General features: G+C 59.6%; 20 protein-coding genes and 1 tRNA gene. 9 read left to right on the top strand and 12 right to left on the bottom strand.

Going from position 1 to position 23,017, the window contains the following annotated elements; genetic code table 11:
- Positions 1-22 precede the first annotated feature (22 nt).
- The 4 genes from P8K07_15870 (at position 23) to P8K07_15855 (ending at position 3,498) form a co-directional block, all read left to right on the top strand.
- Positions 23-331, top strand: a complete 309-nt coding sequence (locus P8K07_15870) for a DUF2849 domain-containing protein (GenBank protein MDG1960002.1) — start codon at positions 23-25, stop codon at positions 329-331.
- A 9-nt stretch (positions 332-340) separates the two neighbouring features.
- Positions 341-1,999 carry a nitrite/sulfite reductase gene (locus P8K07_15865; protein ID MDG1960001.1) on the top strand — a complete coding sequence of 553 codons (1,659 nt, stop codon included), beginning with the start codon at positions 341-343 and terminating at the stop codon, positions 1,997-1,999.
- 6 nt (positions 2,000-2,005) lie between these two features.
- Positions 2,006-2,476 (top strand): DUF934 domain-containing protein, encoded by a 471-nt coding sequence (locus P8K07_15860; GenBank protein ID MDG1960000.1) that lies wholly within the window; start codon positions 2,006-2,008, stop codon positions 2,474-2,476.
- A 146-nt stretch (positions 2,477-2,622) separates the two neighbouring features.
- Positions 2,623-3,498, top strand: a complete 876-nt coding sequence (locus tag P8K07_15855) for a TIGR03620 family F420-dependent LLM class oxidoreductase (protein MDG1959999.1) — start codon at positions 2,623-2,625, stop codon at positions 3,496-3,498.
- A gap of 62 nt (positions 3,499-3,560) precedes the next feature.
- Here P8K07_15855 and P8K07_15850 read toward each other — a convergent pair whose 3' ends face one another.
- The 3 genes from P8K07_15850 to P8K07_15840 are packed head-to-tail and all read right to left on the bottom strand — an operon-like array spanning position 3,561 to position 6,268.
- On the bottom strand, positions 3,561-4,313 hold the full coding sequence (locus P8K07_15850) for a crotonase/enoyl-CoA hydratase family protein (protein ID MDG1959998.1): 753 nt from the start codon (positions 4,311-4,313) through the stop codon (positions 3,561-3,563).
- Positions 4,314-4,326: 13 nt separating this feature from the next.
- Positions 4,327-5,097, bottom strand: a complete 771-nt coding sequence (locus tag P8K07_15845; GenBank protein MDG1959997.1) for an SDR family NAD(P)-dependent oxidoreductase — start codon at positions 5,095-5,097, stop codon at positions 4,327-4,329.
- A gap of 4 nt (positions 5,098-5,101) precedes the next feature.
- The gene (locus tag P8K07_15840) at positions 5,102-6,268 is read right to left on the bottom strand and encodes a thiolase family protein (GenBank protein ID MDG1959996.1); all 1,167 of its coding nucleotides are present in this window, start codon (positions 6,266-6,268) and stop codon (positions 5,102-5,104) included.
- 257 nt (positions 6,269-6,525) lie between these two features.
- On the opposite strand from P8K07_15840, the gene P8K07_15835 reads away from it, so the two are divergent.
- Entirely contained in the window at positions 6,526-9,063 is a 2,538-nt protein-coding gene (locus tag P8K07_15835; GenBank protein MDG1959995.1) for a TonB-dependent receptor, read from the top strand.
- 58 nt (positions 9,064-9,121) lie between these two features.
- Here P8K07_15835 and P8K07_15830 read toward each other — a convergent pair.
- Positions 9,122-9,205: transfer RNA gene (locus P8K07_15830), tRNA-Leu, on the bottom strand.
- Positions 9,206-9,275: 70 nt separating this feature from the next.
- Entirely contained in the window at positions 9,276-10,418 is a 1,143-nt protein-coding gene (locus P8K07_15825) for an acyl-CoA dehydrogenase family protein (protein MDG1959994.1), read from the bottom strand.
- A gap of 117 nt (positions 10,419-10,535) precedes the next feature.
- Between P8K07_15825 and P8K07_15820 the strand changes: the two genes are divergently transcribed.
- Positions 10,536-12,440, top strand: a complete 1,905-nt coding sequence (locus P8K07_15820) for a DUF3604 domain-containing protein (protein ID MDG1959993.1) — start codon at positions 10,536-10,538, stop codon at positions 12,438-12,440.
- Here the strand turns inward: P8K07_15820 and P8K07_15815 are convergent.
- Positions 12,424-13,227, bottom strand: coding sequence for a phytanoyl-CoA dioxygenase family protein (locus P8K07_15815; GenBank protein ID MDG1959992.1), 804 nt, complete (start codon positions 13,225-13,227; stop codon positions 12,424-12,426). The two genes, P8K07_15820 and P8K07_15815, sit on opposite strands and share 17 nt — an antisense overlap.
- Positions 13,228-13,263: 36 nt before the next feature.
- Positions 13,264-13,650 (bottom strand): hypothetical protein, encoded by a 387-nt coding sequence (locus tag P8K07_15810; protein ID MDG1959991.1) that lies wholly within the window; start codon positions 13,648-13,650, stop codon positions 13,264-13,266.
- A 74-nt stretch (positions 13,651-13,724) separates the two neighbouring features.
- Here P8K07_15810 and P8K07_15805 point away from each other — a divergent pair, with 74 nt between their 5' ends.
- Positions 13,725-15,308, top strand: a complete 1,584-nt coding sequence (locus P8K07_15805; GenBank protein MDG1959990.1) for a pseudouridine synthase — start codon at positions 13,725-13,727, stop codon at positions 15,306-15,308.
- A 4-nt stretch (positions 15,309-15,312) separates the two neighbouring features.
- Here the strand turns inward: P8K07_15805 and P8K07_15800 are convergent, their stop codons facing one another.
- A complete protein-coding gene (locus P8K07_15800; protein MDG1959989.1) occupies positions 15,313-16,506 on the bottom strand; it encodes an aspartate/tyrosine/aromatic aminotransferase in 1,194 nt (397 codons plus the stop codon).
- Positions 16,507-16,747: 241 nt separating this feature from the next.
- Between P8K07_15800 and P8K07_15795 the strand changes: the two genes are divergently transcribed.
- Positions 16,748-17,476, top strand: a complete 729-nt coding sequence (locus tag P8K07_15795; protein ID MDG1959988.1) for a porin family protein — start codon at positions 16,748-16,750, stop codon at positions 17,474-17,476.
- A 55-nt stretch (positions 17,477-17,531) separates the two neighbouring features.
- On the opposite strand, the gene P8K07_15790 is transcribed toward P8K07_15795, so the two are convergent.
- From P8K07_15790 to P8K07_15775, 4 genes are all read right to left on the bottom strand, one after another.
- On the bottom strand, positions 17,532-18,749 hold the full coding sequence (locus P8K07_15790) for a PilT/PilU family type 4a pilus ATPase (protein MDG1959987.1): 1,218 nt from the start codon (positions 18,747-18,749) through the stop codon (positions 17,532-17,534).
- Positions 18,750-18,858: 109 nt separating this feature from the next.
- Complete coding sequence (gene recA, locus P8K07_15785) at positions 18,859-19,950, bottom strand: recombinase RecA (GenBank protein MDG1959986.1); 1,092 nt, start codon at positions 19,948-19,950, stop codon at positions 18,859-18,861.
- A 173-nt stretch (positions 19,951-20,123) separates the two neighbouring features.
- Positions 20,124-21,434, bottom strand: coding sequence for a competence/damage-inducible protein A (locus P8K07_15780; GenBank protein ID MDG1959985.1), 1,311 nt, complete (start codon positions 21,432-21,434; stop codon positions 20,124-20,126).
- Positions 21,416-21,961: a phosphatidylglycerophosphatase A gene (locus P8K07_15775; protein ID MDG1959984.1), complete on the bottom strand. Its 546-nt coding sequence runs from the start codon at positions 21,959-21,961 to the stop codon at positions 21,416-21,418. Before P8K07_15775 ends, P8K07_15780 begins: the two co-directional genes overlap by 19 nt.
- A gap of 614 nt (positions 21,962-22,575) precedes the next feature.
- On the opposite strand from P8K07_15775, the gene P8K07_15770 reads away from it, so the two are divergent.
- Entirely contained in the window at positions 22,576-22,983 is a 408-nt protein-coding gene (locus P8K07_15770) for a nitroreductase family deazaflavin-dependent oxidoreductase (GenBank protein ID MDG1959983.1), read from the top strand.
- The last annotated feature ends 34 nt before the right edge of the window (positions 22,984-23,017 follow it).

The following is a 23,017-nucleotide window of genomic DNA, read 5'->3' as shown; positions in this document are numbered from 1 at the left end:
CTCGGACCCCGACACTAACCTTATGTCTGCCACCAACCACTCGTGCTTTGTGATCACGGGAAGCCTGACCCTCGAGGGCAGCGTCGCCTATCTCGATTCTGACGGTAAGTGGTCGGAAACACTGGATAAAGCGGCGACTTTCTCGGATTCTGAGACCGCCGAAGACCGTCTCGCAGAGGTCCGTAAAGCCGAATCCATCATCACCGAGCCCTATATTTTCCCCGCCGAAATGAACGGTCCACGGCTGACACCGCTCTCGACTCGTGAGAAACTGCGCGCCGAGGGGCCAAGTACGCGCCTCCGGCGCCCCGATGGTTCCGGAGCCCTTTAAGACACCGTCATGTACAAATACTCCGAATACGACAGCACTCTGGTGCGCGAGCGAGCCCAGCAGTTTCGGGACCAGGTTTCCCGAAGACTTTCGGGCGAATTGACCGAAGACGAATTCAAACCGCTCCGCCTGCAAAATGGGCTCTACCTGCAGTTGCATGCCTATATGCTGCGGGTCGCGATTCCTTACGGGCTTCTGGCCGCCCAACAAATGCGCAAGCTCGCCCATATCGCGCGAACCTATGACCGCGGCTACGGGCACTTCACGACACGCCAGAATATCCAATTCAACTGGCCCGAACTGGAACAGGTTCCGACCATTCTCGACGAACTGGCCGAAGTCGAAATGCACGCCATCCAGACGTCGGGTAATTGCATTCGCAACACCACCACAGACCATCTCGCCGGTGTGGCCCGCGACGAACTCGCCGACCCACGACCTTATTGCGAAATGGTTCGCCAATGGTCGACTTTCCACCCCGAATTCGCGTTCCTGCCCCGCAAATTCAAGATCGCCTTCACCGGCTCGGCAGACAGCGATCGCGCCGCGATCCGACTGCACGATATCGGCATCCAACTCGTCGAGAACGAAGACGGCGAATTAGGGTTCCGGGTGTTTGTCGGCGGCGGGATGGGTCGAACGCCCAAGGTCGGAAAGCTCGTGCGTGAATTCTTGCCGCGCCAGCACCTCATCTCGTACCTCGAAGCCATTTTGCGCGTCTACAACCAACTGGGTCGTCGCGATAATATCTATAAAGCGCGCATCAAGATCCTCGTCGATGCCCTCGGCGTCCCCGAGTTCAGCGCCCTGGTCGAAAAGGAGTGGGAAGAAATTCGAGAGTCCTCCCTGCAGGTGACCGATGCCGAGGTCGAGCGAATGCAGGCATTTTTCGCGCCGCCGGCCTACGAAACTCTGCCCGATTCCGATGCGGCGGTGGCGGGCATGCAGGCGGAAGATACGCCTCTGGGGCAGTGGGCGCGGAACAACGTCGTCTCCCATAAGCAGAGCGGCTACAGCGCAGTTGTGCTCTCCCTGAAGTCCTACGCGTCGCCTTCCGGAGATCTCAGCGACAAGCAGATGGAAGCCGTTGCCGACCTCTCGGAGCAATATGGCTTTGGCGAAATTATCGTCACCCATACTCAGGATCTCGTTCTGCCCGACGTTCGCAGCGATGCGCTCGAAGCTCTTTTCACAGCTCTTGTCGATCTGGATATTGCGACGCCGAATCACAACCGCCTGACGGATCTCATCTGCTGCCCCGGACTCGATTTCTGCAACCTGGCCAATGCTCGTTCCATCCCGGTGGCTCAGGAAATCCGACAACGCTTCGATGACATCGATTATCTTGATGATCTGGGCGAAATGAGCCTCAAGATCTCCGGCTGCATCAATGCCTGCGGACATCACCACGTCGGAACCATCGGTATTCTCGGGATCGACAAGCGCGGCGAAGAGGCCTACCAGCTGATGCTGGGCGGTTCCGCCGGCCACGATGCCTCCCTGGGCAAGGTTCTCGGACAGGCCTTCTCCCGCGAGGAAATCGTTCCGGCGCTGGAAAAAGCTCTCAAAACCTATGTAAAGCTTCGAGAGTCTCCTGAAGAAACCTTCATCGAGACCTTCCGTCGACTGGGCGACAAGCCTTTTCGGGAAGGCGTCTACGGGGCCTAGTTCCAGATGCCGATCATTCGAAACCGAACCATTGTCGAAGACGACTTCCGTACGCTTGGCGCCGAGGATCCGATCACCGACGGAGATATCATCATCTCGCTTGAACGTTTCCGTGCGGAACACGACGCGCTGGAAAAGCGGGCCGGCCGACTCGGAGTCGAGATTCCCAACGATATTTTCGCCGACGAAGTTCTCGGAGAATTGGAAACAGTCGATTTGATCGCGATCGATTTCCCGATCTACCGCGACGGACGCGGATTCAGCACCGCTCGACTCCTTCGCCGGGGCGGCTTCACCGGAGAGCTTCGCGCCACGGGAAATGTCCTGCGGGACCAAATTGCCTTTATGGAGCGTTGCGGCTTTGACGCCTACCAGGTCGCTCCAGGCAAAAGCCTCGAACAAGCACTCGAAGGCTTCGAGGACTTCAGCGTGACCTATCAGGACGCCATCTCGCCCCGGACCAGCCCGCGCAGCTGAACCTGCCCGGGGCAACGCGAGCGATCCGCGAGCGATCGTCCAACCTCGCGACAAGGGGATAAATTGCAGCACCAAACGCTTGCCCCGACCCCTGTGGGAGCCTAAGTAGTGCGCAGACACACTCGGCTATTGGGAGGTGCGAGAAGATGACAGGAAAAATTGGTATCTGGTTCGCCCCCGAGGGCCTCACCTCACCTCAGTCCGCAGCCATGGCCCAACTCGTGGAGAAGTTGGGCTACCACTCCCTCTGGATCGGCGAGACTTTTGGGCGCGACCCTTTCTCGCATCTGGCATTTCTGGGCACCTGCACCGATCGATTGGTTCTCGCACCGGGGATTGCGAATATCTACAATCGTCACCCGGGTGTGATGCAGCAGGCGGCTCATACCCTGGCCGAACAACTCCCGGGTCGGTTCGTTCTCGGTCTTGGCGTCTCCAGTCCGGTGATTGTCTCCAAGATTCGCGGCCTCGAGTACTCCCGCCCCTACAGCTTCATGGTCGACTATCTGGAAAAAATGGCCTCGTCGCGCTATTTCTCGGTGCCCCCCGCGAACCCGGCACCCATCATTCTCGGGGCGCTTGCACCGCGGATGATGGCACTTTCCGCCGCGAAAGGTGATGGCGCGCATACCTATAATGTATCTCCCGCTCATACGCGCTGGGCACGAGAGATTCTGGGACCTGATAAATCTCTTTGTGTCGAGCAGAAGGTCCTCTTGCAGGAGGACCCGACCAAGGCGCGTGCGATTGCCAAAAGCGCTCTGGACTTTTACGCACGCGCGCCTGGTTACCGGAACGCATGGAAGCGGCTGGGTTTCACCGAGAACGATATCGACAGCGGCTCTCCGGAGTTCCTCGATGCCATCGTCGCCTGGGGCTCGGCTGACAGCATCCGCGAGCGGATCCACGAACACTTCGAGGCAGGTGCTTCCGAGGTCCTCCTGCACCCCCTGCACCCGGAACTGGGGATGGGAATGCTCGACGAAAACACCCTGCGGACCTTCGCGCCGCAATCCTCCTGAAAAAGAAAACGCCCGCCTCCGAAGAGACGGGCGTTTTTCCAAACGTCGTCAAACAGTCCGGGTCAGCGCCCAGACCACTTCGGAGCGCGCTTTTCCGCAAAGGCTCGTGGTCCCTCACGAGCGTCTTCACTGGTAAAGACCTGTCCGAGAAGCGGACCCTGCATTTTCCAGGCGTCCTCTTCGACCATCCCTCGAGTGTCGCGAATGACCTGCTTGCTGGCCGCGACGGCCAACGGTGCATTCTCGGCGATCCTCTCGGCGAGACGCAAGGCCTCCGCCGCAGCCTCGCCGGGTGCGGCCAGTCGAGCCACCAGACCGAGAGCTTTGCCCTCTTCCGAAGTAATCGGATCCGAGGTCAGTGCCATCTCCATCGCAACCGCATAAGGCACCCGTGTCGGCAGGCGAAAGAGACCGCCGCCCGCGGCAAACAAGCCCTTGTTCACTTCGGGAATGCCGAGTTTCACACCCTCGGCAGCGACAATCAGATCGCAGGTCAGCGCGATCTCCAAGCCGCCGGCCAAAGCAAACCCTTCAACCGCGGCAATCAATGGCTTCTTGCTGCCATTGCGCAAAAATCCGTCGAAACCCTTCGGGGGTCCTTCGGTCGCAAATGCCTTGAGGTCCATTCCTGCGCTGAACCCGCCGCCGGCACCGGTCAGCACGATCGCCGTGATATCGACATCTGCGTCGGCGGCATCAATCGCCGTCACAAGCGCCACGCCAAGTTCGCTATTGATCGAATTTTTGGCCTTCGGACGGTTGAGGGTAATCAACCGCACTCGGCCATGCGTCTCCTGTAATAATACTTCTTCCATCAGAAACCGCCGATCACTTGGGGGGCATACGAATGCCGCCATCGACCCGTATGACCTCGGCATTCATATAATCGTTGGTAATCAACTCGACGACCATCGAGGCCAGCTCATCGCCACTTCCGAGGCGATGCGGGAAGAGCACATTCTTGCCCAAATTCGCCTTGAAAGCTTCCGATGCTTCGCCCTCGCCATAGATCGGCGTATCGATCAGGCCCGGAGCAATCGTATTGACGCGAATGCCGACCGCGGCCAGATCACGGGCCACCGGCAATGTCAGACCGACGACACCACCCTTGGAGGCCGAGTAGGCCGCCTGACCGATCTGTCCGTCAAAGGCGGCTACCGACGCAAGATTCACGATCGCGCCGCGCTGACCGTCTGCGTCGACGGTCTCCTGCTGCGACATCGCGGATGCCGCCAGTCGCATCACGTTGAAGGTACCGATCAGATTGACCTTGATCACAAACTCGAACTGGTCGAGAGGAAAGGGAACGCCCTGACGATTCACCGTCCGACAAGCGCTTCCCAACCCGGCCGCATTAAGCACACCGCGCAACGGCGCCAGCTCGAGAGCCGCTGCGACAGCCGCGCGGACCTGGTCTTCATTGGAAACGTCCGTCTTGACGAACGCGCCGTTGAGCTCAGCGGCAATCGCCTCGCCCTTCTCTTCGTTCAAATCACAAATCAGAGGTCGAGCGCCCTTGGCGGCAAGCTGCCGAGCGCTGGCGGCACCGATTCCCGACGCACCGCCGGTAATCAGAACAGATGCACCTTTGAGTTCCATATTGTCAGATCCTTTCGATGAGCGTTGCGTTGGCCATACCACCGCCTTCGCACATCACTTGCAGGCCGTATTTACCTTCGGACCGCTCCAATTCATTCAGGAGAGTCGCCATCAGCTTGGTGCCCGAGGCGCCCAGAGGATGTCCGAGAGCGATCGCACCACCGTTGGCATTGACCTTCTCGATATCGACATCGAATTTTTTCTGCCAGGCGAGTACCACCGAGGCGAAAGCTTCGTTGACTTCGAAGCGATCAATATCGGCAATCGAGAGCCCGGTCTTTTTGAGAAGCTTCTCGGTCGCCGGAATCGGGCCGTCGAGCATTTTGACTGGGTCCGAGCCAGCCACAGCAAAGGAGTGGAAACGCGCTCGCGGCTTGAGCCCGAGCTCCTTGGCCTTCTCGGCGCTCATGATCAGCACAGCCGAGGCACCATCACTGATCTGCGAGCTGTTGCCGGCGGTGATTCGTCCGTTTTCCTGGAAAGCCGGCTTCAAGCCGGAGAGAATTTCCGCAGTCGTGCCGGGACGGATCCCCTCGTCATCCTTGACGACAATTTCATTGCCATCAGGATCCACGACGGTGACCGGAACGATCTCGTTGGCAAAGCGCCCGCTATCTCGAGCCGCCTCGGCCCGCTGCTGTGAAAGTGCTCCGAAAGCGTCGAGGTCTTCGCGGGAGATCTTCCATTCGTCGGCGATCATGTCGGCACCAATCCCTTGCGGAGGCAGACCGGTATCCTTGTAGCGCTCCTGATGCTCCTTGGAGAAAGGAAATTCCATTCCCTTCACGATCGAGGCGCCCATGGGAACCTGGCTCATCACTTCAACGCCGGCAGCAATCACGACATCATAAGCCCCCGCGATGACGCCCTGCGCCGCAAAATGCATCGCCTGCTGCGAACTGCCGCATTGACGATCCACGGTGGTACCCGGAACCGACTCCGGCCATCCGGCCGAAAGCACCGCATTGCGGGCCACGTTGATCGACTGCGGTCCGACCTGCATCACACAGCCCATCACGACATCGTCCACAATTGCGGGGTCGAGATGGTTTCTCTCGGCGATGGCCTTGAGCACATGACCGGCCAGAGAGGCGGGGTGCTGGTCTTTCAATCTTCCATTGCGGCGGCCACCCGGAGTCCGGACGGCATCAATAATGACGGCTTCCTGCACGATAATTTCTCCTTTTTTTACGCGCCCCGGAGGTACCGCCAGTCGTCGGCGACCCTGTTCGGAAAAACATGGGACGTCATCACGGGGTAATTCCCCGCATCATCCCTCGCAAGTTTGCCCGAAAAACCCTTTCGGCGACGCGTGAATCCGGACCTCGATTGAGGCGCGCCACAGCAAGGCGACCACAGGTCGATTGATTGAACTGCTGGCGAGATTATGAGATTCGTTCGCGAAGCCACAACAGAGAGGTGATCTCCATGAAAAGCTTTTTCGTCCTATCCTTGAGCTTGGCCATGATGACCTCGAGCGCGGTCGCGACCGCTGCCGAGGAAAACGCCGGGTCGCCCGGCTACATCGAAAGCATCGAAACGGAAGCCACCTCCGGTGGCATCGCTCAGGAAGTCGATGCCACCGATGCTCAGGTCGCAGAACTGGAAGCAGACGGCTCCGTTCAGGGCGGCGTCTCACGCAAACGGGCGCAGCAACTCGAAGAGATCGTCGTCTCTGCACGACGCCGGGATGAACTCCTCGAAGAAACTCCTATTTCGGTCACCGCGATCGATGCCTCCACTTTTGAAGATGCTCAGATTACGCGCTTTGCCGAACTGCAGAATATCGTACCGAACCTGCGAATCGACACCGGCCGCAGCGGTCTGGGCGGAAGCCCTGTGATTCGCGGCGTTGTTCCCACCGAGTCCGGAAACCCCGGCGCGGGCACTTATATCGACGGCATCTTCCTGCAAGGCTCCGGCGCCTCGATCATGAACGTGGCTGACATCCAACAGCTGGAAGTCCTGCGCGGCCCGCAGGGCACTCTCTTCGGAAAGAATACTCTCGGCGGTGCAATCAACATCACCACCGTGGCACCCGGCCCCGACCTGGCGGGTTCGGTCTGGGTGCGCGCCGGAAATTACGAAACCGTAAAAACAAGATCCACACTGAATGTACCCATCAATATCGGCCCCCTGGACGGAAAGGTCTTTACCCGCTTCTCGGTCTCGACGGAAAATACCGGGGGGTACACCGACAATCTGGTCACCGGCCAGAACTACAATAATCGAGATGCCTATTGGCTGCTCGGCAAGATGCAGATCCTTCCCACCGAAGATCTCGAAATCAATCTGAATGGCAACTACTTCCACAGCAAGAGTCGTGGCGCGGGCGGCCGCTGCTTTGTGGTCGACGATGCGGTCGCCTCGCTCAAGGCTCAACTTGACGCTTCCAACCCGGATTTCTACGAGAAGTGTCGCGCGACCACCCCCTACACCTTCGGCACGCCGCTCAACACGTTCTATAATGGGCAGGACTACGGCGTCTGGGGCAGCATGGTCTACAACCTCGGCAGCATTGGCTTCATCGATGAGTTGAATGCCAAAGTTCTCGGCTCCTGGCGCGGGCGAGACAGCCGCAACCGCGAGGATGTGGACCTGACTTCAGATAACGTCGTCGAGCTTTCGGATGTTTCGATCGATGGATTCCCCGGAGAACCCTTCAGCGCAACTGCGTCGCTGATCGAGGCACAACTCTTCGGCGAAGCGTTTGACGGACGCCTCAGCGGCGTCGGCGGTTTTTTTGCTAGCTGGAACGATTCCAGCGTCGGCCGCCTCGTCAGAACACAGCTCGATCCGCCACCACCCGCCATGCAAACCCTGGCTCATCTCGGTGCCTTCACCTACGGCCCTGTCAAGCAGAGTGACAGCGATTGGGCCTTCTACGGTCAAGGGACCTGGGACGCTCTGGAGTGGCTGAGCCTCACCGGCGGCCTGCGCTATACAAACGAGACACGCGGCGTTACCCGTTCCAACATCTACCCGATCGGCGATTTGGCCAATATCGGAACCCCGACATGTATCCATGAACCTGATCAACCATGCGAGCAATCCGGGGACGTGACCTATTCCTCATGGACCCCGATGGGCAGCATCGAAGTTCTCGCTCCGGATGATCTTCTCGGCGACAGCCCGATCGATCATTTGATGGGCTACTTCACCTACGCCAAAGGCTTTTCGAGCGGTGGCCTGAATGCCGTGATCGGGGCCGGCGTCGAGCAGGGCAGCCTGGTGCCGTATGCCCCCTCCTTGGTCGACAACTTCGAAGTCGGCCTCAAAACCGTCGCTCTGGACCAACGCATGACCCTCAACCTCTCGTTCTTCTACATGCAGTACGACGATATGCAGGTGACGGCGAACCGATCGATCCCGTGTACGCCAACGCCCCCGGAGACCGAATGCGTGCCCCAGAACGAGCGCCTGATCCGCAACGCGGCTGCTTCGACCATGCGCGGCCTCGAAGCCGAGCTTACCATGCGCCCGATCGAGGGCTTGATGATCATGACCAATATCGGCGTTCTCGATTCTCGTTATGAGGAGTTCGAGGACGTTTGGGCACTGGATGCAACGACCCCCTACGATCGCGCGGGGGAGACATTCAACGGCGTACCGCAGTTCACCAGCTATTTCGCAGTGCAATATTCGCTACCGGTCAACCTGAAGCAGTCCTGGCTCAGCGGATGGCTGACGCCAAGGCTGGATTGGTCGTATCGCTCGAAGGTCCATAATACCTTTCCCGAGGACTCCTCGGGCCGCGTCCCGGGCTACAACCTGCTCAATGCCCGCCTCTCCTACGAATTCATGGATGACCAGGCGCAGATCGCCCTCTGGGGCCAGAACTTGACCAGCAGCAGCTATTTCAATGGCGGCGGCGGCACGACCGGGTTCTTTGGCTACTCGCAGCGCTACTATGCAGCGCCAGTGACCTTCGGCGGCGAGATCAGCTACCGATTCGACATCAGCTGACGCCTGCGGGACAGGAAACCCGCCCGGGCAGAACCTCTGCCCGGGCGGCTCGTCCCAGTACCGGAGGTGGGACTCGAACCCACACTCAGTTGCCCGAACCGGATTTTGAATCCGGCGCGTCTACCAATTCCGCCACTCCGGCTTGTCCGCGGACTCTAGGGATACGGGACGCAAAGCGGCTTTGCCAGTTGCCCCCGCAAGATTGCAAAAAATCAAAGGCCCATCTGGCGCACGGCCAGGTCACGCATGATCTCCTCGGAACCGCCGCCGATCGCGATCACCCGTACTTCCCGGTACAGGCGCTCCACAGGAGTACCGCGCAGATAACCGGCCCCCCCGAAGATCTGGAGGGCTTCGCGGGCGCAAAACTCGTAGACCTGGGTTGCATGAAATTTTGCTTTGGCGATTTCGGCGACCGGCATTTCGCCCTCATTGATCAGCCACGCGATCTGATTCACATAAGCCTCGACAGCATCGACGCGGGCCGACATCTCGGCGATCTTGTGGCGAATGACCTGATGCCCGAGCAGCGGCTTGCCAAAGGTCTCTCTCTCCCTCGCATAGCGAATTGACTCCTCGAGGCAGCATTTGGAAGCGCCGAGTGCGGTCGCGATCAAGCCGACTCTTTCGAGATTGAAATTATCCATGATCGCGTAGAAGCCTCGGTCCTTCTCGCCGATCATATTCTCCGCAGGAATCCGGCAATCTTCGAAATAGAGCGTGGCCGTATCCGAGCACCACCAGCCCATCTTGCGATCAATCTTGGTCTGCGAGAATCCTTCGGCGCCGCGCTCGACGAAAAACAGAGAGATTCCGCCAAGGCCGCCATCTCCCGTGCGAGCGCCAATCACGAAATAATTGGCGCGCATGCCGCCGGTGATGAAGGTCTTCGAGCCATTCAACACCCAATGGTCACCATCGCGAACCGCCGTGGTCTGCATCCGCGCAACATCCGACCCGCCGCCGGGTTCGGTGATCCCCAACGAACCGCCCGCCTCCCCCGCCATGATCGGCGGCAGGGCTCTTTGACAAATCTCCTCCGATGCCAGGGCCTGCAATGGACCTGTCATTATATTGCATCCGGCCAGCGCGGCTCCCGCGCCACCGGATCCGCCGCGGGCAATTTCCTCGCTCATGATGATCCGGAGAAAGCAGTCGTCGAAACCCAGGCCTCCGTATTGCTCATCAATGCCGAGGCCATAGAGACCGAGGCTTCCCGCCTTGCGGTGCAAATCCCAGGGGACTTCACCGGCTTCGTCCCATTCGTCGGCAAACGGGACAATTTCCGTCTCGACAAATTTTCGCACAGTTTCGCGGAAGGCGACTCGGTCCTCGGTGTCATAAATGCTACGCATGCTCATAACCCTCTTCTCCCAGGAGACCCAAGACAAGCCGTACCTGAAATTCAAGTTGGTACCGATTTCCGTCGACCCGGCTTCACCCCGCAAGCACGATCCTGCTATTCCGGTGCTATGGAATTCGTTCGACTCGCTGCCGCGAAGCATCTGATCCTCTGGGCCTTGTTCATCCTCGGAGCCGCCATGACGGGCTGCAACCGCCAGGACCCGTCGCTTGCGCCCGTCGATGCAACGATTGTCACGGAACCCCCACCAGCACTTCGCGATCTCGGGCGAAGCGATGAGCGCCATGTTTTCTGGGGCGACCTCCATATTCACACGAGCTACTCTTTTGATGCCTACACTCTGGGCGTGCGTGCTCTCCCCGATGACGCCTACGCCTTTGCCAAGGGCGAAACCATCCAGCACGCCCTCGGCTATCCGATTCGTTCCTCTCGTCCTCTCGATTTCGCGGCCGTAACCGACCATGCCGAATTTCTCGGATCCGCGCGGCTCAACGGCACAGCCAACCCCGAGGAGAACTCGGACCTTCCGGCGGTCATGAACACGGGCAGCCCGCTTCGCATCACATGGAACTACCTGCTCACCACCATGACGAAGATGCGCAACACCGAAGTCCGCACCGAAACTTTCTCCAGCGACGATGACAGCGCCGCTCGCAGTGCGTGGGAAGACACGGTCGGAGCTGCGCGCCGGCATAACCAGCCCGGCCGCTTCACCACTTTTGTCGCCTACGAGTGGACCTCGATGCCCGACGACGAGAATCTGCACCGCAACATCATTTACCGCAATGAAGAGGTCCCCGATCTGCCCTTCAGCTCGCTGGACTCCGATAACCCGGAAGATCTATGGCGCGCTCTCGACCTGCAACGCCGAGTGGGCATGGAGATGATCTCGATTCCCCACAACGGCAACGTCAGCAACGGCCGCATGTATGATGAGGTCGGGTTTGATGGAACAAAGCTCGACCCCGCCTATGCCGCACTCCGGATGCGCAACGAGCCTCTGAGCGAAGTCTTTCAGGTCAAAGGGGCCTCCGAGACTCACCCCGCGATTTCGCCCGAAGACGAATTCGCGAACTTCGAAATCTTTGACCAACTACTCGGGGCCTCTCTGCGCCAGAGCGAACCACGAGGCAGCTACGTGCGCGATGCCCTGCGTCGCGGGCTCGAAATGTCCGCAGCGCATGGGTTCAATCCCTACCAATTCGGCTTCATCGGCAGCAGCGACTCGCACAACGCCAGTTCCTCGGTTGAAGAGGATAATTACCACGGCAAACTGCCCATGATCGACGGGACGTCGGGACTCCGCATTGGCGAGACCTTGCTCCTGCCGTCCGCACAAAACCGCGCCCTGCGCTGGGGTGCCGCTGGGCTCGCCGGTGTCTGGGCGACGGAGAATACCCGTGACGCTCTCTACGAGGCGATGCTGCGCAAGGAGACCTATGCCACCTCCGGTCCTCGCATCACCGTGCGTTTCTTCGGCAGTCGCCAATATACCCCCGAGCTGCTCGAGGATCCTGCACGCATCCGGAAAGCTTATGCCGACGGCGTCCCCATGGGCGGCATGATCGAAAACGGCTCCGGGTCGCCACGTTTTCTGGTGACGGCTCTCAAGGATCCCGAGGGGGCCAATCTGGACAGGATCCAGATCATCAAGGGGTGGGTCGACGCCACCGGAAAAAGCCGGGAGGCCATTTTCGATGTGGCCGGGTCTGGTGGACGAATGCAGGCGGGTGATGCGCCTCCCCTCGCGCCGGTTGGCAATACCGTCAACGTCGAAACCGCGACCTATGAGAATACAATCGGCACGCCGTCGCTCCAAGCCTTGTGGGTGGACCCGACCTATCGCCCCGACGAAGAGGCTTTCTACTACGCCCGCGTGATCGAAATCCCGACACCACGGTGGTCGACCTACGACGCGGCAGCCTGGAACGTGGAGGCCCCGCAGCCCTCTTCGATTCAGGAGCGGGCGATCACATCAGCGATCTGGGTTCCGGCGCTCAAAGAAGAGGGTTGAGCGGACTCGCGGCAAGCGATCCGGGATCACAACCCGGAAGCCAGAGGTCGCGATCGAATTGTCGATTTGGATGATCGAGCGCGGAGACTCGAGCACCGTCGGCAAAGTAGATCATCGTCAGAACTTCGCGCATCTTGCCACTCTGATTGCCCAGCGCCGAATGGAGTGTCCAGCCCGCATGAAAGCTCGCATCGCCAGGAGCGAAACTTCGATCACCGCCGCGAGGGAAGCCCTCGGCTTCGATCCGCTCCTCGAAAATGCGATGCGACTCGTCACCGATCGGAAATTCCCCCAGGTGCCCCCCCCGGTGGGAACCTTCCGCAAAAATCATTGGCCCCATATCCTCGGATACCGGGACTAATGGCATCCAGAGAGTGATCGTCTGGTCGGTATCCAGAGGCCAGTAGAATTGATCCTGATGCCATGGCGTAAAGCCGCCGCCCGGCTCCTTGAAAAGTGCCTGGTCATGGTAGAGTCGGACCGCCTCGACCCCGAGCAGATCTGCGGCAACCTGCGCGAAGCGATGCGCGAACACGAATGTGCGTGCGTCCTGGTGACGCTGCCATAGATTGCACATCTGCAGAAAGGCGCGGCCGTAGGTGTCTCGTTCGGCGAGAGGGCGCCTTTCAAATCGGCCACTCTCTGCGGCTTCCCGAAGTGCCGGCCGAAAAGCCCCGACCTCCTCGGGCGTCGCCAATCCACGGATGGTCGCATGGCCTCGCGCGAGAAAACTCGCACGCGTCTCCGCATCGATTCGGCAGGTATCGGTAAAATCCGTCGCCTCCAACGCCCCAACTCCCTTCCACCCTTGATTGGCCGAGCTTCAGCCTTGGGCGCGGCCCTCCGTCGACAACTGCCGAGCAGCCACGATGAGGAATACCGCGCAAACCACCTCGATCGCGATCGTAGGTGCGGCGAAGGCCGCGTCATGCAGCAGCCAGGCGAGAGTGCGAAAAATGGCTGCCCCGCCGAGGAGCAGAACGCCACCATAAAGCGATCCCGCGTGCCCGGGGCGCGTCCCGTTGAGGACCATCAAGCCGAGGGCCACAAAGAACGAAGCAAAATCGCCCACCTGTGTGCTCCGGGCCGCACCCTCAAGCAAGGGCATCGCCAGGCCCTCGGCCGCACTCTGCGGATCGATGATCCAGTTCAATCCCTGGACAAGGAACAATACACCCAGAATGGCCGCTACGATTCGATAAGCTCTCATTTGGACTTTCTCCTAGCACGGTTCCTCGGGCGTGAGCCAACAGCATAATGATGCCCCTCGTGATAAAATGCGGCGTGACTTTGGCCCCCGATACAAGTGCGGCATGCTCACGATGCGGGACCACCCACCGCCTCGAGGCCACAAGGGAGGCCCAAGAAGCCGCTTCCCGATTGCGCGACGAGCTTCGCGAAACCTTATTATTCGGCGACGAGGGGAAAATGCTCGGCGTTCTTGTCGGGACCACGGCCGAGGGCAAATCCACCACATTACGAGCCTTCTCCGGCATGCTGCACGGGGAGACTTTTGCTCCGGGTTTCGTGGGCCCGACCCGCAGTGGTGGGCTCACCCGGGAAGAAGAACTCGCCACCCTCGCGGCACTGCAGAAACTCAGCCACGAAATCGAGGCGCTGGACCCCGCGGATCTCGATGCAGAAATCGCGGCACGAACGCCTGACCTCGATCTGGAAATCGCTCGGTGGAAGCGCAAAAGAAAGGAACGTAAACTCGCTCGCCAGCAGGAACGGCGCGCGCTCGCCGGGGCGCCACAGGACGCTGCCACGATCAAGCGTTTGGCCACGCTCGATCTCGAGAGCGGTCAGATTCGCGCGGCTCTGAAAACCGCGAGGCGCGATCGACGCGAGGCGATTCGCTCACTCGAAGAACGTCGGCGCGGCCTTCTGGAGAAACGTACCGCCCTGCGCCAGGAGCGCCGCGAGCGTTCGAGGAAACTGCAGGCTGCCATGCACGCGACGCACGGCCTGGTGAACTTCCGCGGCGAATTTCTTCCTGTCCGAGATTTTTTTCCCGCGGGCGCAGTCCCCACCGGGACGGGCGAATGCTGCGCGCCCAAACTGCTGCAGGAAGCTGCTCTCCGCGGAATTCGTCCAACGGGCCTGACCGAATTCTGGTGGGGCCCCAGCCCTGACGCCACCCCACGCATCGCGGGCGACTCCTATCCTCCGTGTGCGGAAAAATGTGCTCCGATTCTCGGTCATATGCTTTGCGGGCAAGAAAAACCGCGGCCTGCGATTCAGGTCCTTCATGAAGACGAGGACATTCTCGTGGTGGACAAACCCGCTGGACTGCGCTCGACACCCGGACGCACGCTGGAGGGCATTGATTGTATCGAGACGCGGATGCAACTGCTGCGGCCGGAAAGAAATTTCCTGCGCGCCGCTCATCGCCTCGACGCTGCCACATCTGGGGTTCTCGTGCTCGCCCTGCACGCAGGAGCCCTGCGCCGGCTGCAAGCGGACTTCGCTGCCCGAAGCATCCAGAAAAAGTATACGGCGATGGTCAGCAATATACCCGCCGGCAACGAGGGGTGGATTGAGTTGCCCCTTGACGGCGACCCTTTCGACCGGCCACGACAGATCGTCGACCTCGTCAACGGCAGCCCTGCCCGGACGCATTGGGAATTGGTGGGCCGCAGCGGCGCTTGGACGGAACTGACCCTGCAGCCCGAAACCGGAAAGACCCATCAACTTCGGGTCCACCTTGGCGACCCTCAAGGCCTCGCATGCCCGATCGTAGGCGATACTCTTTATGGCGGGACGCCGCATCACCGCATGCTGCTGCACGCGCGCGAACTCGCGCTGACACATCCCGGGACCGGAGCAGCGATGGTGTTCTCGAGCCCGGTTCCCTTCCGCGCTTAATCTCTCAGCCGCCGACTGCAGCGATGGCTTTTGCGACCTGATCCAGATTTGCGGAGGAAAGACCGGCCACGTTGATACGGCCGCTGCCCACCAGATAAACGGCGTGATCGGAACGCAAGGTCTCGACCTGCTCGCGGCTCACCCCCAGCAACGAGAACATCCCTTTCTGCTCGCGGAGAAAATCAAAATCCGTCCTGGCGCCCGCAGCCCGGAGGGCATCCGCGAGGCCTGAACGCATCGCCTGAATGCGCTCGCGCATCACCGAAAGCTCGGCACGCCATTGGCTCGCGCGCTCGGGATCCCGCAAAATCATCGAGACCAATTGGCCACCGTGCGCCGGCGGGTTGGAGTAGCTGGTCCGAATCGTGATCTTGAGCTGACTCAGTGCGGCCCGCGCATGGTCGGGCGTCGCCGCCACAAGCGTCATCGCGCCGATCCGCTCCCGATAGAGGCCGAAAATCTTCGAGAAGGAACTGCACACCATAAATTCGGGCACCTGCGCGGCGATCGCCCGCAGCCCCTGCACATCTTCTTCCAAACCCAGACCAAACCCCTGATAGGCAAGATCCACGAGCGGGAGCCAACCTTTTTCAACCGCAATCGCGGCAATTTCCCGCCAGATCGCCGCGTCGGGGTCGACACCCGTCGGGTTATGGCAACAGCCATGCAAAACGACGATATCCCCGGCTGGCACAGCACGCAGCGCCTCGAGCATCCCGTCGACATCCAGACATCCGGTGGCCGGATCCAAATATGGGTACTTCGCGATCGACAGGCCTGCAGCCTGAAAAATTGCCGGGTGATTGGGCCAGGTCGGATCCGACAGCCAGATTTTTGCTTCAGGGTGATGCTTTTTCAGGAAATCGCCGGAGATTCGCAATCCACCGGTTCCCCCGGGGGTTTGCGCCGTGATGGCACGGCCACCGTCCACCAGTGAACTTTCCGAGCCGAAGAGCAAGCCCCGCACCGCAGCCCCGAGCTCGGGAGGTCCCGAAATCGGCAAGTAGGACTTGGTTTTTTCCTGCGCCAACAAATCGACGCCGGCCTGTCGAACACTAGATAATACGGGCGTTTTTCCGGACTCATCCTGATAAACACCGACGGTCAGATTGACCTTGTCCTCGCGTGGGTCGGAGGCGTAGGCCTCCATCAATCCGAGAATCGGATCCGCGGGTGCATCCTGGAGTTGTTCAAACATCTTTTAATCCCTGGCCTTCTCAACAAGTTCCTGGCCCTACTCTACTTTTTCACCACCCACATGCCAGTCAAAGCCCAACGCCCTGTCGCTACAGTTGTGGAGACCACTTTCCAATCGGACCAACTTTACGAATTATCGCTTCGGCTTTACTTCCGTGCAGCTTTTTCTGATAATCTCTCCTGACTGTTCGTGCTACTCGCGGGTGCTTCTGCTCGCGCCGAACAAACAGGAGGAAGAATCAATGCGAAGGGGAATCCTGCGAGCGATGCTCGCGACCGGAATAATTTTCGGACTCTGCCTGCCAGCGTCTGCGGATGAAATTGCTGCCGAAGAGGTAATCGTCGGGACGCAGGTCGAACCGGCACCGGCCGTCGCTGCTGTGCAACCGGAGAAGGACCGCAGCGGTCCCTTCCTGGGACTCGGCATCTCCTATTTCATCGAGGAGTTTCCGAAGATCGGGCAGGACAACCTGGGTCGCGACTACAGGACCGACTTCGATGATAGCTGGGGCTTTAACCTGCGCGGTGGATATCGCTTCAACGACTACCTCGCCGCGGAAGGCGTCATGGAATACGCTGACGGTTATAGCTCTAAGGTTTCTCTCCCACCTGCCGGACTCGGTGTGGATTCCGAGACGATCGACGATTCACGATGGTCGATCGACTTCGCACTCAATGCAAAAGCCATTCTCCCTCTCGGGCGCTTCGAACCTTATGTTTCGGGCGGTATCGGCTTTCTCTACATGAATGAGTTGAAAATCGAAGAACTCGAAATCCCGGGCGAGGGGCGTTCGAAGCTCTCTCAGAGCGATGATCCCGTCGTGTTCATGGGACGCGTTGCCGCCGGTGTGGACTTCGCCATCAACGATACCTTCGGACTCTTTGCCGAAGCAGCCTATTTGATGCCGACTTCAAGCCAATCGGACTTCAACGCGATTGCCGTGAACTTTGGCGGCCGACTGACCTTCTGAATCTTCCGTAGTTTTGTGAAGAACGCCATGGCCTTGCGGCCATGGCGTTTTTTTTTCAGAAGCGCCGGACGAGTCGAGGTTTTGCCGCCGCCGCGACCGGCGTGTTTTCTCCTTCGCCCGGATTGGATGGCGAATTTTGTTCCGAATCGAAATCCTCCCAGCGCGCATTGGATGTGGCGTGAATCCCGCGGACTTGAAGCGCCAGGTCGTCGGGGTTGGTGGCCTGCGCGATTGCTTCCTCGTAAGTGATCAGATCCTCTCGATAGAGGCTCATCAGAGACTGATCGAAGGTCTGCGTGCCATAAGTGGCGTGACCTTTGGCCATCGCGTCGGTGAGTTCTCGAGGGCTCCGGGAGGGATCCTTGATAATATCCCGGACCAGAGCCGTGTTGAGAAGGATCTCGACCGCAGGAACCATGCCCTTGCCATCGGCTCTAGGCACCAGCCGCTGACTCACGATGCCCTTGAGCACCGAGGATAAAACCACACGGATTTGATCACGCTGATGGTCCGGAAAAGCCTGAATGATCCGGGTCACGGTCTCGGGTGCATCCAGAGTGTGCAGTGTGCTCATCACCAGATGGCCCGTTTCGGCGGCCATCACCGCCGTCTCGATGGTATCGAGATCGCGCATCTCTCCAATCAGAATGACATCGGGATCCTGTCGCAAGGCGCCCTTGAGACCCGAGGTGAAACTCGTGACATCCACGCCCACCTCTCTTTGGCTCACCATCGACTGGCGATCCTTGTGCAAATATTCGATCGGATCCTCGACAGTCATGATATGGCGCTGCTCGGAACCATTCATCTGGTCGATCATCGACGCCAGCGAAGTTGATTTGCCGGAGCCAGTCGTCCCTGTCACCAGAATCAGTCCGCGCGCCTCCGTGGCGAGACTCTGGACCGCCTCGGGCATTCGGAGATCCTGCAACGTGCGGATCTGATTCGGGATCGCGCGAAGGGCAATCCTCAGCTCACCGCGCTGATAATAGATATTGACCCGAAAGCGACCCAGATCTTCGTTCCCGTACCCCAAATCGATCTGTCGATCGGCAATCAACCGCTCCCGTTGCGTGGCATCAACCAGATGTTCGACAAAGCGATCCAGATCCTCAGATCGCAAGGGTGGGAATTTATCCTCGACCGTCAACGAACCGTAACGGCGAAAGATCGGCGATGAACCGATTTTCAAATGAACGTCCGACGCATCCCGCACAAACGCCCATCGTAGAATTTCATCCACCTGCCGCATGGCTCCGCTCCCCCTACTCATTGCCTTCGGCAGTTCCGGGCGGACCCTTAAATCGACAAAAAAAGGGCGGCGCATGGAGCGCCGCCCAGATTTCCCGTCCTCGGAGATTTCAGAAAAGCTGAGGGAGAGTCTATTTACGACGCCCGCCCGAGGCTTTGACTGGTTTGGGATCCGGCTGGACATCGGAGCCTTCGGCACCGGCGGCTGCCGACATCGCGGCACTTCCGGGGGCTGGAATGCCTTTCTGTTCTCGAATCACGGCCTCGATCTTGGCGGCGATTTCATGATTTTCCCGAAGGAATTCTTTTGCATTCTCGCGACCTTGGCCGATTCGATCCCCATCGTAGGAGTACCAGGAACCGGACTTCTCGACGACACCGGCTTCCACGCCGAGATCCAGGATCTCCCCTTGGCGAGAGATCCCTTTTCCGTAGAGGATATCGAACTCGGCTTCCCGGAAAGGCGGGGCGACCTTGTTTTTGACGATTTTCACCTTGGTACGGCTGCCGACGACCTCATCGCCCTGCTTGATCGCGCCAATCCGGCGAATATCCATCCGGACCGATGAATAGAACTTCAGGGCATTGCCGCCCGTTGTGGTCTCGGGGTTTCCGAACATCACACCAATTTTCATTCGGATCTGGTTGATGAAGATGACGATCGTATTGGAGCGGGAGATCGTGCCGGTAAGTTTCCGCAAGGCCTGGGACATCAGACGCGCCTGCAGGCCCATCTGGGGGTCGCCCATATCACCTTCCAGTTCGGCACGGGGCACCAGAGCGGCCACCGAATCCACGACCAGCACGTCGAGCGCACCAGAGCGCACCAGAGTTTCGGCAATCTCCAACGCCTGTTCACCATTATCGGGCTGAGCGATCAGCAGCTCCTCGAGCTGAACTCCCAATTTATCCGCATAGACGGTGTCCAGCGCGTGCTCGGCATCCACGAACGCACACGTCCCGCCCAGCTTTTGCGCCTCGGCGACAATCTGCAGCGAGAGCGTGGTCTTGCCCGAAGACTCAGGCCCGTAGATCTCGATGACTCGCCCCCGCGGGACGCCACCGACACCCAGAGCGATATCGAGAGAAAGAGAACCCGTGGAAACGGCGGAAATATCCGGCGCTACCGCATCCGAACCGAGCTTCATGATGGAACCCTTGCCAAATTGTTTTTCAATCTGGCCAATCGCCAGTTCCATTGCCCGTTCTCGGTTCTCGTCCATCTTTTTCTCCTTCTGTCTCCGCGCGACTGGTGGTCCCCTCTGGGTGTCCGATCGCGGGTTTTGTCAATTGCAGCGTTATGTTTTCGGATGATGACTACGCCGGAAAAGTCCGACTGTCATTGTCCGCGGACCAACTTGGCGAAGACTCGATCGATCTTCGCCTTTTCTTCGTATCACCTTCGGAAGCCCGATTCCACCACATCGAGGTTTTTTGCCCAACGGCGGATCCAGTCCAGGGCAATCTGCGATGTCAGCAACTTGATCCAGTCGCGGGAACCCCAGAGCTGGTGTCGACGAGACACGACTCCCTCAGCACTCGCCATGGCGAAACATACCGTTCCCACGGGGCGCTCTTCGGTCCCACCCCCGGGACCGGCGATCCCGGAGGTCGCGATGGCGATATCCGATCCCGCGCGCTCACGAGCCCCCTCGGCCATCGCACGAACGGTCTCCTCGCTAACGGCCCCAAACTGCTCGAGCGTTGCCGCCGGAACGCCCAGAACCTCCTGTTTGGCCTGATTGGAATAGGTCACGAAATCGGCCAGAAAGTAGGACGAACTCCCGGGCACATCGGTCAAGCGGCTCCCGATCAAACCACCGGAACAGGACTCGGCGAGCGCCACGGTCGCACCGCGTTCCCGGAGCGCCTGACCGGCGGCTTCCTCCATCAGAGTTTCGCCCTCGGCGTAGATCACGCCGCCGAGGCGTTCATGCAACTTCGCCGAAAGCGCCTCGAGACGAGCCTCCGCGCCCTCGCCCCGAATCAGCAAGGTAATCCCGATCTTCGGGAAGCTGGCCCGAAAGCTCACCCGAGCCGCATCCTCCGGGATCACCTCGGCCACGGCTTCATCCAGAGCCGATTCGCTCATGCCGAAAGTCTGAAAGGTCCGGGCCATCGGAGGAGCGGCATCTCCCTGCTGCGCCGTAACCCAGGGAACTACCGTTTCATCAAACATCGGCTTCATTTCCCGCGGAACACCGGGCAAAACCACGAGATGACGCTGCACGGTTTTCTCGCCAACGGTCCTCTCGGTTGACACCCGGTAGCCGGGCGCCGTCCCCAGCGGATTGGGGACGATCACCGCGCTCTTGGGAAAGTAGGCCTGTTTCAGGTTATTTTCCGGCATCGGCCGGCGCATTCCCTCAAACATGCGACGCATCCGGTCGGCTGTCGGTTCATCGAAGCGGAGATCTTCTCCGAGCAGCCCCGAGACGGTCTCGGTCGTCAGATCATCGGCGGTGGGGCCGATTCCTCCGGTGGAGACCACAAGGTCCCCAAGCTCCAATGCCTGCTCCCAGGCCCAAACCAGACGTTCGCGAAAATCCCCGACCGTCAGCACAGCCACCACTTCCAGTCCGAGCGTATAAAATCGGTCCGAGAGCCATTGGGCGTTGGTATCGGCGATCTTGCCGCTGGTCAGTTCATCTCCGGTCGACAACAAGACGACCCGCTTCATTTCATTCTTCAAAATCCAATCCCCCATGCGAGAATACTCGCAATCGCGCCACTTGCCACATCATCGACGACCACCCCGGCTCCGCCGGGGACGCGCCGGTCCAGCCATCGAATCGGTCCCGGCTTCCAGATATCCAGAATACGGAAGATCACGAATACGACCAAAATCGATTCCCAACCGACCGGATGCCCGAGCAGAGCCACCCACATCCCGGCAATTTCGTCGATAACAATCTGTCCGGAGTCGTGCGTTCCAAGAATTTTCTCCGCTCGACCCGCGATCGCGCAGGCCAGAAGCACAAAGGCCGCGACAATCGCGCACTCAACGGCGACAGGCCAGCCCTGACGATGAACCAAAAAGAAAAGGGGAATTCCGAGCAGAGAACCCGCGGTGCCTGGCGCCCGAGGCACCAGACCCAACCCCAACCCACGAGCCAACCACAGGACCCCCTCATCAATTCTTGCCGCCACTCGCCGCTGTCCTACCGCGCAAGCCGCGAGAGGTCCACACCCCGGTTCGCCATCGAACCGGCCCGGACAGAACGAATCGTGCATCTGGGCACGTTTGGCCATTTTGTCGACAACGCACCCTCATATCGAGAGGGCCTCTCAAAAGCTCCGGAATATCGTTTTTAGGGCATAGGGTTAGGTAGGATTCCTCACCTTTGACCAACTTCATAAAGGATTTCGAGTACAAACAGGCCTGGACCATAGGGGCTGCGGAGCTCCGGAGACTCACCTGCATTTGCAGCTGTTTCGATCCCTTGCAGGTTTGCCAGAGCATAAACGAGTAAACATGGGCTTTTTTTTGGCACCATGGTTGCTTATTGTTAGACTCGACCGGGCGATCTATCGGAACTTCAAATCTGGCTCACGCACCCGAGCACCCTTCTTCTTCCGCCCACATACGCTGTAACCAACGAACCTGCTCTTTTTTGGTCGCCCGGTCATTTTTTTTCACCGCCATGCGCAACCATCGGCCTCGAGAATCAGGAGTCTCGGCCCGCGCACCGGCGCCGGACGTCTCCCCAAGTCGCTCGATCGCCCCGGAGCGGCACCCGCCGCAGTTGTGGTGCGAGAGAGGGACCTGATACGCCGAGAAGAACGATCCGGAGGTTCTTGTGGAAGAAGCAACAAAAAAGACCGGGGCCCCACCTCCTCGGTGGATCATGAAGCTGTTTACGCGACTTCATGTTCTGGTCAGCGAACTCAGCGGCGGGCGCCTGTGGAACACTTTGGGCGGAGATGATGTTTGTTTCGTGGGCACGGTAGGGCGGAAGACCGGGCGGGCCCGGACAATTCCCCTCATGTACGTCCCCCACGAAGACCAGGTGCTGTTGGTCGCCTCTCAGGGTGGGGCCCCGAAAAACCCGGTCTGGTTCGGGAATCTGGTGGCCCACCCTGACATCACCATCCGCCACGGAAACCGCACGGGTGCGTTCCGGGCGCGTCTGGCGAAACCTGAGGAAAAAGATGCCCTCTGGCCGATCTGCGACCGGCATTATGCACCTTTCGCCGAATACCGGACCCGGACCACACGAGACATTCCGATTTTTATCTGCAGCCCCCGCGACTAGGGACTCGGCCGGGAGACAGCGCCTTGCCTTCCCG

The sequence above is a fragment of the Candidatus Binatia bacterium genome (assembly GCA_029248525.1).
Classification (GTDB): Bacteria; Desulfobacterota; Binatia; order UBA12015; family UBA12015; genus UBA12015.
This window is presented reverse-complemented; position numbering and strand designations above follow the sequence as displayed.